At 39.6% G+C, this 14,732-nt stretch carries 10 protein-coding genes; 4 read left to right on the forward strand and 6 right to left on the reverse strand.

The features are described from left to right. Window positions 1-48: 48 nt before the first annotated feature. The 4 genes from RM552_RS12795 to RM552_RS12810 form a co-directional block, all read right to left on the reverse strand. A complete protein-coding gene (locus RM552_RS12795; RefSeq protein ID WP_311369245.1) occupies window positions 49-1,320 on the reverse strand; it encodes a serine hydrolase domain-containing protein in 1,272 nt (423 codons plus the stop codon). Window positions 1,321-1,478: 158 nt separating this feature from the next. Beyond that, on the reverse strand, window positions 1,479-2,123 hold the full coding sequence (locus RM552_RS12800) for a TetR/AcrR family transcriptional regulator (RefSeq protein WP_311369246.1): 645 nt from the start codon (window positions 2,121-2,123) through the stop codon (window positions 1,479-1,481). 124 nt (window positions 2,124-2,247) lie between these two features. After that, window positions 2,248-2,655 (reverse strand): cytidine deaminase, encoded by a 408-nt coding sequence (locus tag RM552_RS12805; RefSeq protein WP_311369247.1) that lies wholly within the window; start codon window positions 2,653-2,655, stop codon window positions 2,248-2,250. Between the two features lie 90 nt (window positions 2,656-2,745). After that, a complete protein-coding gene (locus RM552_RS12810) occupies window positions 2,746-2,907 on the reverse strand; it encodes a hypothetical protein (protein WP_311369248.1) in 162 nt (53 codons plus the stop codon). 125 nt (window positions 2,908-3,032) lie between these two features. On the opposite strand from RM552_RS12810, the gene RM552_RS12815 reads away from it, so the two are divergent. The 4 genes from RM552_RS12815 to RM552_RS12830 all read left to right on the forward strand — a co-directional run bounded on the left by RM552_RS12815 (window position 3,033) and on the right by RM552_RS12830 (window position 10,888). Then, complete coding sequence (locus RM552_RS12815; RefSeq protein WP_311369249.1) at window positions 3,033-5,669, forward strand: zinc-dependent metalloprotease; 2,637 nt, start codon at window positions 3,033-3,035, stop codon at window positions 5,667-5,669. A 26-nt stretch (window positions 5,670-5,695) separates the two neighbouring features. After that, a complete protein-coding gene (locus RM552_RS12820) occupies window positions 5,696-7,165 on the forward strand; it encodes an adenosine deaminase family protein (RefSeq protein ID WP_311369250.1) in 1,470 nt (489 codons plus the stop codon). A 194-nt stretch (window positions 7,166-7,359) separates the two neighbouring features. Next, window positions 7,360-10,362: an EAL domain-containing protein gene (locus tag RM552_RS12825; protein ID WP_311369251.1), complete on the forward strand. Its 3,003-nt coding sequence runs from the start codon at window positions 7,360-7,362 to the stop codon at window positions 10,360-10,362. 106 nt (window positions 10,363-10,468) lie between these two features. Next, a complete protein-coding gene (locus tag RM552_RS12830) occupies window positions 10,469-10,888 on the forward strand; it encodes a phage tail protein (protein ID WP_311369252.1) in 420 nt (139 codons plus the stop codon). Window positions 10,889-10,968: 80 nt separating this feature from the next. On the opposite strand, the gene RM552_RS12835 is transcribed toward RM552_RS12830, so the two are convergent. Together RM552_RS12835 and RM552_RS12840 are read right to left on the reverse strand one after the other, a co-directional pair. Further along, on the reverse strand, window positions 10,969-13,653 hold the full coding sequence (locus RM552_RS12835; protein WP_311369253.1) for a protein kinase domain-containing protein: 2,685 nt from the start codon (window positions 13,651-13,653) through the stop codon (window positions 10,969-10,971). Window positions 13,654-13,757: 104 nt separating this feature from the next. After that, window positions 13,758-14,303 (reverse strand): ECF-type sigma factor, encoded by a 546-nt coding sequence (locus RM552_RS12840; protein WP_311369254.1) that lies wholly within the window; start codon window positions 14,301-14,303, stop codon window positions 13,758-13,760. Window positions 14,304-14,732: the final 429 nt, after the last annotated feature.

Raw genomic sequence — 14,732 nt, forward strand, 5'->3', positions numbered from 1 at the left:
ACATAAGAGGCACTTAAAGGTGCCTTTTATGTATACATTTTTGGGACTTTAGTCGACTAAAGCTTGATAAACTAAATTACGGTAATCATCCATATAGGGATAAAAACCATATGGCATAAATTGAGTCATCGAAATAAGTATCATGTTTTCTTTAGGATCAATTCTAAAATAGGTAGAGGCTGCTCCACCCCAGCCATAATCACCGGTTGAACCTAAAAATTTAACTTTGGATTCATCAACCGTTACCGACACTGCCAATCCATAACCTTCCCCTGGAGAATTATCCGCATATGGCGTTAAATTATCTGGCATATGGTTTGAAGATAAATATTCGACAGTTTTACGACCTAGTATCCTCACGCCATTGTATTCACCACCGTTAAGTAGCATCTGTGCAAAGACAAAATAATCATCAATAGTTGATGTTAAACCGCCGCCACCATTGTGAATGGCTGGGTCAGATTTAAAATCACCCAAAGGTTCAGACGGCATAGCAATGGTTACGCCATTTTCACCTACGGTGTATATACTTGCTAGACGACTTAAATTTTCAGGTTTAACGCTAAAACCCGTATCGTTCATTTGAAGTGGGTCAAATATTACGTCCTGCATATATTCACCCAGTTTTTTGCCGCTAAGTTTTTCAACTAAAAAACCAATCACATCAGTATTTACACCATAATGCCATTTAGTCCCAGGCTGATGATTTAAAGGTAGCTTCGCAAGCTCAGCAAGCACCGTATCTGGATCTGCGGTACCTAAACCAATAGCGGAGTTTCTATACAAATTGTCGACTTCGCTGCCGGTAAAGCCATATGAAAAACCAGCCGTATGCATGAACAAATCAATAATTCTTATTGGAAACTTAGCGTCTTCCAACACCATGTCTTCACCTGACCCACTTACATAAACCTTCAAGTTTTTTAATTCAGGCAAATATTTATCAATCGGGTCATTCATGTGGAACTTGCCTTCCTCCCATAAGGTCAATGCAGCGACTGCTGTTATTGGCTTAGTCATTGAATAGATGCGAAAAATTGCGTCTTCACTCATGGGTATGCTATCAGCTTTATTTTGCATCCCAATTGCTGATTTATGCACAATTTCACCGTTTCGTGCAACTAAAGTTAAGGTGCCGGCAAGCTTGTTTTCATCAACATAGTTTTGCATAACTTTATCTATGCGACTGAGCCTTTGTTTCGACAAACCCTGAACAACATCTGCCGTAGTTGATTGCGCCGCTTTAGTTTCGGGCGTTAATGAAGTTGCGTTACAAGCTGCAGCAAATAGTACAAGTGATAGTATTAAAAAACGTTTCATAAAATGTCCATTAATTGAAATGTTAATTTAGTGTAACGCGAAATCAGAATATGATCCTCTAAGAATATGCATCACATTTTTTAATACACACTTATAATGAGATGTTGGTAACAAACAGCAATTCGCAGTAAAGCATATTAAAACAAGTATGACTTTATTTAATTACTTGCTTTTAATTGTTTTAAAAATATCTCAACACTTTGCTTAATTGTATCATCTGACAATCCACTTCTTATGAGTGTCGTAGCGCCATAATAAAGGGTTAAGCACTGAGCTGATATTGCATCAACATCAGTATTTTTAGGGATTTGCGATTTTTCTATGGCATTTTTTAAAGCCTTTGAAAATGCTTGCTTTTTACGCTCAAAAGTAGCTTGTAATAACTTGTTGATATTAGGGTAAGTAGCGACTTTTATACCTGAGGATTTCATTTCCTTTTTAGAAGCTTTCTCATTCGGCTGCAAAAATTCATTTGCGGAATTCACTAAAAAGCAACCAAAGCGAAAATGCTTATCCTGCGGTGCTGAAATTAAGAATCTAAACAGTTTTTGTATATCTTTGAGATCGGCCCGTGGTGACTCCACGCCCGCAAATAAGTTGGCAAACAGACCCGTTTGGTACTTTTCTAAAGCCGCAATAAATAATGCTTCTTTACCACCAAATGCAGCATATAAGCCTGCATGAGCAACTCCAGTATAACTCACCATTTCTCGCATCGAAGAGTTAGCATAACCTTTTTGCCAAAACAGCTCTATTGCCTTATTTAGAGCAAGTTTTTCATCAAATTCCCTGATCCTAGCCACTCAGTAATTCCTTTTATCAATTATTTGCCTCTTGGAGGCTTTAAATGTATCAAGTATTGCCATCCTTGCAAGATGTAAATTGTCTAGCTATATGCTTTTATTGCCTAATTGTAGAAAACTTATACTACAAATCGAATCTGTTGGGTAACAGCGATGCCAAATCACTGATCCAATCCTTTTCCAAGCTTTCGTTTACACAATATACTAAGCCTGATTGTGCACTCATAAATTCACTTACTACCTGTCTGCATGCACCACATGGCGAAATCGGATTTTCTTGGTTTGAAATCACATATAAGCCGGTAATTTCCTTCATACCCTGTGAAATAGCAACTGATATCGCGGAGCGCTCGGCGCAGATAGTTAAACCATAAGACACATTTTCAACATTCACTCCATAAGCAACACGTTTTTCACCGTCAATCTCAAATTCTACCGCTGCAGCCACTTTTACACCTGAATAAGGACTATAAGCATGTTTTAATTCTTGTTTTAGATGTTCCAATACTATTGGTGATGGTTGTTTACTCATTTGGACTCTTGTGAGGTCAAGCATGTGTTGCAGCTATATTATATTTCGCTCAATCATAGACCTAGCTAGCGCTTACTGCAAGCAACTGCATTACAAACCACAAAAAACCGCCCTGAGGCCACTATTCATGGGATTCGCAAGGTCTTGGTATTGGCTGTAACCTTGCAGATAAGACTTTTCATTTTCGGCTGCTTGCAACATTAAAGCATGTTCTAAGCTGCTAGCGCATTGTTCAGAATTAAAATTAGTCATGCCCACACTTAATTCGTGAGTGATGATTGAAAAGCTCCTGATTATAAAATTATCTTTCACTATTAGGTTAATTTTGTGGCATGATGAAAATGATTCCTTAGTTAAAACAACTCGGTACCAATACTATGTCTAATATTCTCAGATTAGCCCTACTCTCCTTAAGCTTATATATAACATCCACTATGCTAAGCTTTGCTCAAGAAGAAGAACCCGCGGAGCCTCCAAAGGAAGAAACATCAACCAGTCAAACTGCAAATGAAGAAAGTTCTGAAGAAAAAAACGACGAAGAGTCTGAAGAAGAAAAGCCGGAAACCTTAGAAGAAGTTGTTGAAGAAATGGAGCGCTTCCCAGGTATTTTCGATTTGTATCGAGATACCGAAACGGGCGGTCTTCACATGGCTATTGCTAAATCACAAATCGATAAAGAATTTTTGTATTTTGCGACGATCAAAAATGGGGTTTTGGAAGCATGGTCACGCCGCGGCGCACCCATTGCGCAAGATGTGATTGAAATTCGCCGTTATTTTGACCGTATCGATTTCGTTAAAAAGAATACTAATTATGTGATTGACCCCGACAGCCCATTGGCTAATGGCGGTATGGCAAACATCACCGATGCTGTTTTGGCGAGTGCCGAGATTATCGCAACATCAGAAGACGAAAATTCTTATCTCATTAGTGCCGATGGATTATTTCAAACTGAAGCCTTAGCCCGCGTTACCTATGGTATGAATCCTGAACAGCCACCACATCGGCAGTTCAACATTGGTAAGTTATCAAACGACAAAGTCAAATACACACACATTGGGGTGTATCCAGAAAATTTAAATGTGCTTGCCGATTTTGTTTATGAGAATTCACGCCCTTATATGTCGGGCAGCGCTCGATTAGCTGATGCAAGAGCGACCACTATTAGCGTGCAACACAGTTTTGTGAAAATGCCTGAAAATGACTTTGTGCCAAGATTGGATGACCACAGAGTAGGCTACTTTAGAGCGCAAGCCACTGACTTAAATAGCTACGAACATACTCCTTATCGAGATTACATCAATCGTTTTCATTTAGTAAAAAAAGACCCAGATGCCGCATTATCTGAGCCTGTCGAGCCAATCGTCTGGTGGATAGAAAATACCACGCCGCTAGAGTATCGGGAGCGATTAAAAGACGGTGTATTGGCATGGAATAGCTCGTTTGAAAAAGCCGGTTTTAAAAATGCGATAGTGGTAAAAATACAGCCAGATAATGTAGATTGGAATGCCGAAGATATTCGCTACAATGTGATTCGTTTTTCAAACACACCTAACGCAGGGTCAGCTTTTGGACCCAATTATGTGAATCCACGCACCGGCCAAATCTTAGGCGGCGACGTGATGTTTGAACATTCGTTTTTATCGTCTTATGGTTTTAGAGGTGATGTGCTTGCCAACCCTGATGAGTTTTTAAAAAGCTTTTTGGCTAGCGACGATGATGGCCACGAAGGCCATAACCATAGTTCACTTTTACGTTGCTCTAAAGGCTACCAGATGCGTGAAATGGCTAACTTTGGTTATATCGCCTTAAATGCGATGAACGCATCGGTTAGCGATCAGCGCAAAATTATAGAGCAAATGCTCATGGAATTAATGTTACACGAAGTTGGCCACGTTATTGGTTTATCACATAACATGAAAGCATCTAATTTCCGCTCTATGGAAGAGGTGTTTAATGATAAGGTGACACAAGGTGTCACCACGGCCTCAATTATGGATTATACCGCTTTGGTAATTAGTAAGCCTGGCGAGAAGCAAGGTGACTTCTTCGCAACTAAACCTGGACCATACGATGATTGGGCCATTCAATTTGGTTATGACCCTGCGCTTGAAGGTGAGGCACGCGAAGCGCATTTAGCACGTTCAACAATGCCGGAGTTAATGTTTGGTAACGATGCTGACGATATGCGTTCACCTGGTCGAGGTATTGATCCTCGAGTCAATATTTGGGATATGTCGAGCGATAGTATCGATTTTGCGCAGTATCAATTTGAATTAGTTAACGAAGTCACGCCATTAGTAAAAGATAAATTAGCTAAAGACGGTGAGACTTGGGCCAAGCTGCGCACAGCAACAAGAACAATGATCACCTATAAAGCCGGACCAACAGCTGCAGTATCAAGTTATATTGGCGGTATCGAAGTAACACGCTTTGATCAGGGCCAAGTAAGCGATGTTAGCCCTTACCAACCTTTATCAAAAGAGAAGCAAAAACAAGCGATGAATGTCTTGTCTGAGTTTATTTTTGCGCCCAATGCATTTACGTTACCACAAGAATTAATCCAACATTCTTTAATGCAAAGAAGAGGTTTTATGCATTGGGGAAATACCGAAGATCCCAAACTGCATCAGCTCGTTTTGGGAGTACAAAAAATAGCGTTAGCCCGACTCCTCAATCCCACAGTAATGCTACGAATGAGCGACACTGTCTTATATGGCAATACTTACACAATTGAGCAAATGACAAGTGACCTAACGGATGCCATTTTTGAAGCGGATATTAAATCATCGATTAATAGCCATAGACGGTTATTACAAACTGAATATCTCAGTCAGCTTCTAGCTATTTTAGATGGTGAAAGCCACGACCCTATTGCGAAAGCAGCGGTGTTTACACAAATATTAAAAATTCAAGATTGGGTGTCTAGCGGAAGAGTGAAAGATGCAGCGAGTAAAGCCCATAGAACATACTTGGAATATCTGATAGCTGACGCTCTGGCATTAGAGGATTAAAATCAAATAGGGCAGGAAATTTTGATATGTCAAAAAAAGTAAACTCACTTTTCGCAAATTTTGCCCTAAATTCCATCATTTTGGTATTGAGTTTGGTCGCAATAATAAGTTACACATCAAAAGTGCTAGCGACCCAAGATGACGCTTGGTTTGAATCATTTAAACAAACGGCTAGTGACGAACAGCTTTATCGTTTGCTTTATGCGATGCCCAAGGGCGGTGATTTGCATAATCACATTTCCGGTTCAAATTTCAGTGAATGGTGGTACGAACTGGCGACCAATCAATCCCTTAATGGTGGTTATCGATACTACGTTAAAACAGCTTTGAAACATTGCCAAGGATATGGTCTCAATCAGTTTGGCTCCTCTCCAAGTTTGCTGTTGTTTGTCAATATTCAGCATAGTACTTTCGACTCATTACCGGTATGCCAACAATCTGAATTTACTGCTATCGAAGCATTGAGTGAAGAGCAAAAAGAAGCTTGGATGAAGAGTATATGGTTAGACAAACCACACGAAGGACGCGAAGAGTTTTTTCAAGCCCATTGGCAACGTTTAAATGCGCTAACTGCCAATCCATATATTGCAGCTGAAATGCTAGTTAAAAATATGCAAGCGTTTGGTGCAGAAGGACTGATTTATTTAGAGGCGCAAGCAAATGCGAGTCATTTTAAGCGCCCTGATGGTAGTCATTTCCCGGCTAATCAAGTTGCCAATATCTACCGTAATCGACTTGCCAAAAAAGACGCTATTGATACCGGTGTGACAGTACGTTTGCAGCATTCTATAATACGGTTTTTACCTCACGCTGAGCAAATACTGGAACAACAATACAGGTTTGTTAATCAGCATAGGGACTTATACGTTGGCCTGAATTTTGTAGGACGAGAAGACAACGATAAAGGTCATCCTTTACGATTTTTACCGACGCTACGTAAGTTAAGGAAAACCCTTCCCGAGGTTAAACTTTCCATCCATGCAGGTGAAGTTGATGAGCCGAATTATCATGTTAGAGATACGCTTTTGTTGGGTGCGGATCGTATTGGGCATGGTCTAAATTTAATTACCGACCCCGATACTATGCGATTGATGCGTCACAATCATTACTTGATTGAAATTAACCTGATTAGCAACCTAAAGCTTGAATATATAAATACCTATGCCGATCATCCATTTCCGGAATACCTGCGCACTGGAATACCGGTGGCCTTGTCTACCGATGACCGAGGTATGTGGCATTCCAATATGACTGATGAATTTTTTGTTGCTGTGAAAGAGTTTGGGTTAACCTGGAGTGAAATTAACTATTTGAGTGAAAACTCAATTAAATATAGCTTCTTAGACAAGGAAACAAAATCAAGCTTACTGAGCTTATTTAAAAAGCGGATGGAAACCTTCACTAAAAAAGTCAAATCAAATCGCAGTTCTCACGATAAATCGATTACCACTGGCAATTTTATTTGTACGTATTACGAGATTTGTCTTGATGATTAGCGATAGCGACAGCATTTCATTTTTGAATAGAGGCACCGAAGGTATTTGAAGTTACCTAAGAGTTTGAAATTAGCTGATAAAACGCAATTAATCTTTACGATATTTTACAATAGATATACCACATTCATTAAACGCTCAAAAAATAACTCACGTTGCCGATTAGACAGTATGAGTAAAATGAATCTTAGTCTGAGATGAACGATCTTCAAATTCTTCAATTTTGGCAAGTACTTTCTATTGTCTTAGTGATATCTATGCAAATCGGGTTCTTGATGCTAGAAGCCGGTGCAGTTAGATCACGTAATTCGATTAACGTCGCCCAAAAAAATATTGCCGATTTCATAGTATGTTGGATAGTCTTTTTTATTTTGGGCTATTCGGTTGCATTTGGCCTTCCTAGTCCTATTTTTACAGACTCATTGAGCGTAAACCAAACGATACAGTTTGTGTTTAATTTGAGTTTTTGTGCCGCAACAGCAACGATAATTTCAGGTGCCGTTGCTGAGCGATTGAAATTTAGTGCATATCTAGTACTTACAGTGTTCGTAGCTGGATGTGTATTTCCAATATCGGTGGCGTTAGTCTGGGGTAATGAAAATGGGAGTATCTTCAGCCCAGTGCTTGCGTTAATGGGATTTGTTGATTTTGCCGGTGGTACAGTTGTCCATGTATCCGCAGCTGGGGTTGCTCTGGCCTGTGTTATTATTATTGGCGCGAGAAATGGACGATTCAACGACGAAGGCAAAGTAATTTATATACCAGCAAATGATCCAATCAGTCAAATGTTGGGTTGTTTTATTATTACCGTTGGTTGGATAGGTTTTAATACTGGAACGCTTTCACCTGGTCAGCCTGAATTCAATAAAGCCTTATTAAATACACTGTCCGCCTGTTCCTTTGGCGGCGTTGCCGGAATGTTGCTTGGGTATTTTGTGGATCGCCGAATTTTTGATCCGAATAGAGCAATTTTCGGCATTTTATGTGGCTTGGTTAGCAGTACTGCTGGGGCCGTTTACGCTACAAGCATTCAAGCCATAGTCACTGCAATAATCGCTGTTGCAGTGAGTATGTTTGTTGCCCATAAATTACTCCATAAGTATTTATTAGACGATCCCTTAGATGTCGTTGCTATCCATGGGGTAGCTGGCGTTATCGGTACCATAGGTGTTGCTTTTTTCTTGCCTGAAGAGTCACTCATACAAGGCTCGGTTATTTATCAGCTAATCGTACAAAGCGTTGGTAGTTTAGGTATATTTGGGTTGTGGTTTTTATGTACATGGTTATTTTTGAAAGTGTATGCCAACGTTATTCCTATTCGAGTGTGCATAGAAGATGAAAAAATAGGCTTAAACTATACTGAACATGGTATTTCGTTAGACAGCGAATTCTTAAAAACATCAATCAAGCAAACCATTATTGATGAAGGTTCCTTCCAAAATTCAAAAGAACTTGATGTAAAAGTCTCCGATGATATGGATGCAAATGATATCCAGCAAGCATTGAATCAGCTTTTAAGTAATCAAAAAAAAGCCAATAAGACCATCCAAAATCAATCACGACGATTTTTGGATTTTGCTGCAACAACCAATGACCTATTATGGGAAACGGACGAGCAATTAAATGTTACCTTATTAGAGGGTAAACAGCCGTCTGGTAAAAAAATCAATTTATTGAAACAAAATGTATCGCCATTTTTTGACAGTTTTCAATTACTGTCTGATGACATTAAAGCTTGTCGTGATGCAATGGAAAAGCTTCTTCCCGTGCGAAAGTTAGAAGTTAAATGTACACTGTTAAATGATAATGTCCTTCAATTAAGCGGTATTCCTTTCTTTGATGAGGATGGCGATTTTAAGGGCTATCGAGGCGGTGGTTCAGACATTACCGAACAAAAGTTTTCTCAACAAAAAGCGGACTTTTTGACCAATAATGACCCATTAACTCAATTAAAAAATCGGCACAAATTTGCCAATGATTTGTCGAACAAACAACAAGAAAAGAACCTGGGATTGATGGTAATTGATGTTTGTTCATTTAGAGAGATCAACGAGTCTTATGGATATGAATTTGGCGATGCCTTATTGCATGATATAGGGCGTCAATTACATTTGCTCGAAAATAGCAAAACGTCAGTTTATCATTTAGCATCTGACAAGTTTTCGTTAATGATTTCAACTTCAAAAGATCAACAAACGCTTGAAAAACTTATTGATGTATCAAAAAAACGCGTTGAAGAGATTTTCACCTCGACTTTTTTCGTCAACGATAAGCAAGTCCAAATTAAAGTATGTGTGGGCATTTGCTGTTTAAACGATAATAATTTAGAAGCACCTAATCTATTGCGTTTTGCTGATGTCGCATTAGAAAAAGCAAAAACCGAAGGGCCTGGGACCTATATTGTCTTTGATCAAAAAATGAGTGATGTGGCGAATGCTCAAGAACAGTTAGTTGGCGAAATAGAAACCGCATTTGAAGAAAACCAATTTGAGCTTTATTACCAACCCAAATTCACTACAGCATCGCAAACCTTAACTGGTTTTGAAGCGCTGATACGTTGGAATCATCCCGACAAAGGCGTGTTATCTCCCTTTTATTTCCTCGATATCGTTGAAAAAATGAATCGTTTAGATGACCTTGGTAATTGGGTATTTGAGTCGGTATGCAAACAATTAGCTGAATTACCCAATGAACAAATTAGAATTGCGATAAATGTAGCCCCCGTTCAATTAAAAACGCCAAATTTTACCCAACATTTACTGGAGATAGCTAACCAATATGCTGTGTTACCACAGCGAATTGAATTGGAATTATTAGAAGAAGCTTTATTGACAAGTATTGACGAAACCAGAGCAATTTTGAAAAAATTAAGAGACGTAGGGTTTTCGATAGCCATTGATGATTTTGGATGTGGTAGTACGTCATTGCAATACCTATACAAGCTGCCAGCAACAACGCTAAAAATCGATCGCTCTTTTATCATTAGAATATGTGAAAACAACAAAGCTCAAGAAATTGCCCATTCAATTGTTCGCATGGGACGTAAACTCAATATGAAAGTGGTTGCAGAAGGCATCGAAACAAAGGAGCAATTTGAAGTAATTCGGCAATGGAATTGCGATGAAGCTCAAGGCTACTTATTTGGCAAACCGATGCCAGTAGCGGATATGAAGAAGTTAATTCTGGCATCTAAGCCATAGCCATAGCCATGGAAAATTTTATCCTTGCAATTTCAAAGTGGTCCACTAACATAAAATAACAAGAGATAAATGCATCAAATACCCTTTTAAATGAAAGGAGACATTCATGGTCTTATCACGAAAACTTGCCCTAAGCGTCGCCATAAGCACGCTTCTTATCACTTTCCTGTTCAATCCAACCCGTGCCATCGCATCCGAAAGATATCTTGGTGAGGTCATACTGGTGAGCTTTAATTTTTGTCCTCGTGGGACCTTAAATGCAGATGGCGACCTGCTACAAATTTCCCAATACCAAGCCCTTTACGCATTATTGGGGACCACCTATGGAGGCAATGGCAGAACTACTTTTGGTTTGCCCGATTTAAGGTCGCGAACGCCTATTGGTGCTAGCAACGGGGGGACGCTTAGCCCTAAAAAACATGGTGCTAATTCCGATTTGTCTACCGATAGTTCCGCAAAACAAGTCGGTACATTAGCAATGAGTTATTGTGTGGTAGTTGAGGGTGTATTTCCTAGTCGGCAATAGCAAACACAAATAGGTCAGCCAAATCACAAATAGCCCAGCGCCAACGGGTAAACATATACCTAATTTGATAAAATCCTAATCTACATAAGCGGTTTGGCCCCATCAATGCGCTTAGTTAATGCCTGGTATTCTTGGTCTTGGGGATTATATAGTTGATTTAGTATTTCCAATGTAGTTTGTTCATATTTCTGCGCTTGCGATATCAGGTTATTTTTATATAGCGCCATTGTATAAAGTCCAAAAGTCTTAGCTGCACGGGAATTACGCGGGAGCGAGTCTCTTTCAAAGATATCAATTGCCTCTTGCATATGTTCTAAGGCTGTCTCATTTTGATTTTTACGCAGGGCAATATCGCCAAGACCCGTTAGTTGAATCGTGACATTAAAGTTGCCATCAGGAAAAAGTGAAGTAAATCGCTGATAAGCTTCTTGGTAATAATCCCGTGCTATGTCTAGCTCATTTGTTAATGTATATAGTTGCCCCATCGCGCCCAATATTGCAGCATAGTGCGGATGTGAGCTGCCTAACAAGCCCTCTACCGCAGCCAACATTTTTTTGCGGTTTGCAATGCTTTTAGTATAGTCCTTTTGCATAGCATATATATTGCTTAACATACCCATGCTAGCTAGAGTCTCAATATGATTGCTTGTTAGAATATCGGTGCGAATTTTTAAACCATCTAAAGCAAAACTTTCAGCTTTCTCATATTCACCTAACTTCACGTAAGTACTTGCCAATTGGTTCAAACCATAAGCGAGGTCTAAAGAAGGGGGCCTGTTTAGTGACTTTTCTATCTCTAAACCGAGCTGGAGCATGTCTTTAGATTTTTCTACTTGTCCAACTCTGCGCAAAGAGTGGCCATAAGCGAAATATCTAGATGCCAGTGTCTCCCGCATAAGGTCCGCATATTGTTCTTCTTTTGCAATCATGCTTTGCGCTCGCGCAATGGTATTTTCATAATGAACAAGCGATTCGTCATCAAAACGTTCATAAGAATATGCCGTACCTAAGCCATAATGAAACCATACAAAGTATCGATTGTACTCTTCGTTATTTGCTTGCATCTCTGAGTCATTCTCTAACAAAGAAAGCGATGATGAAAAAGTAGTGCGGGCTTGTTCGTACTCTCCTGTGTGAATAAACATATTGCCTTTTTCATTCATTAATACATAACGCAGCTCACGATAAGTTTTATCATTTGTTGCTGTATTGTTTTCGTTAAGATGTTCTTCGAGATATGTTTCGGCCTCAGTAATCAGCTTGCCAACAAGCTCAGTTTCTCCTAATACATTATATACCTTGGCCAAAGTCGCACTCAGTTGCGCTTTAATGAAAGGTTCGCTGTCGAGTTCATTTAGGTCACGGGAGGCCTTTTGTAACACCTCTTTCACACTTGTATCACCGCCAAATCGGTTATTGGGGTCAGCACTATCAAATATTTGCGTCATAAACAAAGCCGTTTGTTGCGCGGTAGTTGCCTGCTGAAGGGCAAAATCGCGTTCTTGCTCTATTATTAACGATTGTCTAAATATCACCGCGCTGGTGCTAATAACGCCCAATAAAAATAAAGCTGAAAGTAAACTGGTGAAAGTGTTTCGTTGCAAAAACTTCGAACTTTTGTACCAAAAGCTATCGGGCTTCGCTAAAACGGGGTAATTTTCTTCATAGCGAATAATATCTTCTAGAAATTGTTCTGAGCTGGAGTAGCGTCTACTAGGCTCTTTTTGCAATGCTTTGAGCACAATATTGTCTAAATCGCCCTTCAGTGCTTTTGCTCGTTTGTTCACTATTGTGCTATCTGCGTTTAAGCAGCGCTGTGATGGGCTAAGTGGCACAGTATCCAGGATCATCGACTCGATGCTGCGTTGTGAGCTTCGTGTAGTATCAAATACGGCCTCATCTGTTAGCAAGTACATTAGCAATGCGCCTAAACCATAAACGTCTGTGCTGGTGGTAACTTTGTCGCCACGAACCTGTTCGGGTGAGGCATTACCGGGCGTTAACACTCTAGTATATTCACGCGTGAGATTGGCGTTTTCTGGCTTCTCTTCTATGTCGTCTTGCAAGAGTTTAGCAATGCCAAAGTCAAGTAGTTTTACTTCTCCATTGGCGGTAACAAGCACGTTATTTGGTTTGATATCACGATGTACAACTAGGCTTTGATGGGCAAAAATAACCGCGTTTAAAACCTTCTTAAAAAGTGATATGCGTTGTTCAATACTTAAGTTGTGCGTAATGCAGTATTGGTTGATTGGTAGCCCATCAACATATTCTAAAATAATGTAGGGCTGACCCTGTTCAGTCTCACCGCCACCAATAAAACTAGCTATATTTTTATGATTGAGAGAAGCAAGAATGCGTCTTTCTCGTCTGAACCTCTGAGCACTTTGTTCACTTATGTAACGGCGATGAATCACTTTTATCGCAACCTGCTGCTCAAAATCGCCATTAATACGCGTTGCTAAAAAGACACTTCCCATGCCCCCTTCGCCAATAATCTTTTTTACTTGAAAGTTTTCGACGATATCACCCACACTCAATAGTGACTCGTCATTGATAAAATCTGAAGCTGACGACGCAACAGCGTCGGTTAAATGCAGGTCATCTTGATGTTCATCTTCAGCATTAAGCAGCAACATCACTTGCTCAATGACGTGTTTATCACCCTGAGACTCACGTTTGATAAATTCGGCTTGAGCCTCTTTGTTGAGCTCGCTGGCACTTGCGAAAATTTGCTTTATTTGTGCCCATTTATTTTGATCCATCTTAGCCTGCTCCACCTTGATAAGTAACCTTGGTAACAAAATTGAGATAGCAAATCACCGCTAACTCTTAATTTGACGATGGCTGTGGCTTATCTATCAATATGTTATTTATTATTGTTAAGTTGCAACTTAAACCACGCTTTTGCGGCTTTAATATCTCGCTCTACTGTTGCCAGTGACACATTCATAATCTTGGCAATATCTTCATTCCCGAGCATCGAGAACAATTTGATCTCAAAGATTTGCGAGGCCCGCTTGTCAAAACTTGCCAGCTCATTGAGAAGTTTATTGATATATAGCAACTCAACTTGATGGTTTGGCGAGTCGGTTTCGCTGGCAATAGCATGTTCTTCGAAGGTCATTTTTAATGGCCTTCCACCTCTTTTCGCTGCCTGCTTTTGACGAGCGTTATCAACCAATATTCGACGCATTTGTTGTGCCGCAATAGCAACAAAATGTTTTTCATCTACTATATGCATGGTTTTATCTGCAAGTTTTACATAGGCCTCATTTACCAATGCAGTTGCTTGAAGTGTGTGTCCAGCGCTCTCTTGATGCATAAAACGACTGGCAATATTGTGAAGTTCTTGCAACATTAACACCTGTAATTCAGGTGGAAGCGCAGCAATCTCGTTTGAAAACGACGGCAAAACAATCTCCTCGAACCGCATCTGTTTACTAATTTATGCAGTTAAAAGAGAATAATGTGTCTTTTATCGTTGTGCAATCATTATCAAACCTTAGCATATTGGCACAGCACTCATACCCAAAATCGCAAACCTTTTTAGTTAACTATTTACTCTTACATCGACATTTTCCTTTGCAAAAAACAGGTGTGATATCTACTAAGCGTAAAAACATCAAAAAACCCTTCAAATTTTTCTAAAAGAAAGTCTGCTACCCACGATTTTTGATAGTTAATTCTAACAATTCTAAATTAATTCCATTTTTTTGAAGGGGTTTTTGTCTGCTTTGCGCTTTTAAGCAATGAAGACTAACAATCAATTCCGATTTAGCACCATCATCGCCTTGTGTTGGGGCCTTGTACGCTAGAACGTTTCGCAGATTAAAATGGAGAA

Source organism: Glaciecola petra (assembly GCF_031846345.1).
In the GTDB taxonomy this organism is placed as follows: domain Bacteria; phylum Pseudomonadota; class Gammaproteobacteria; order Enterobacterales; family Alteromonadaceae; genus Glaciecola; species Glaciecola petra.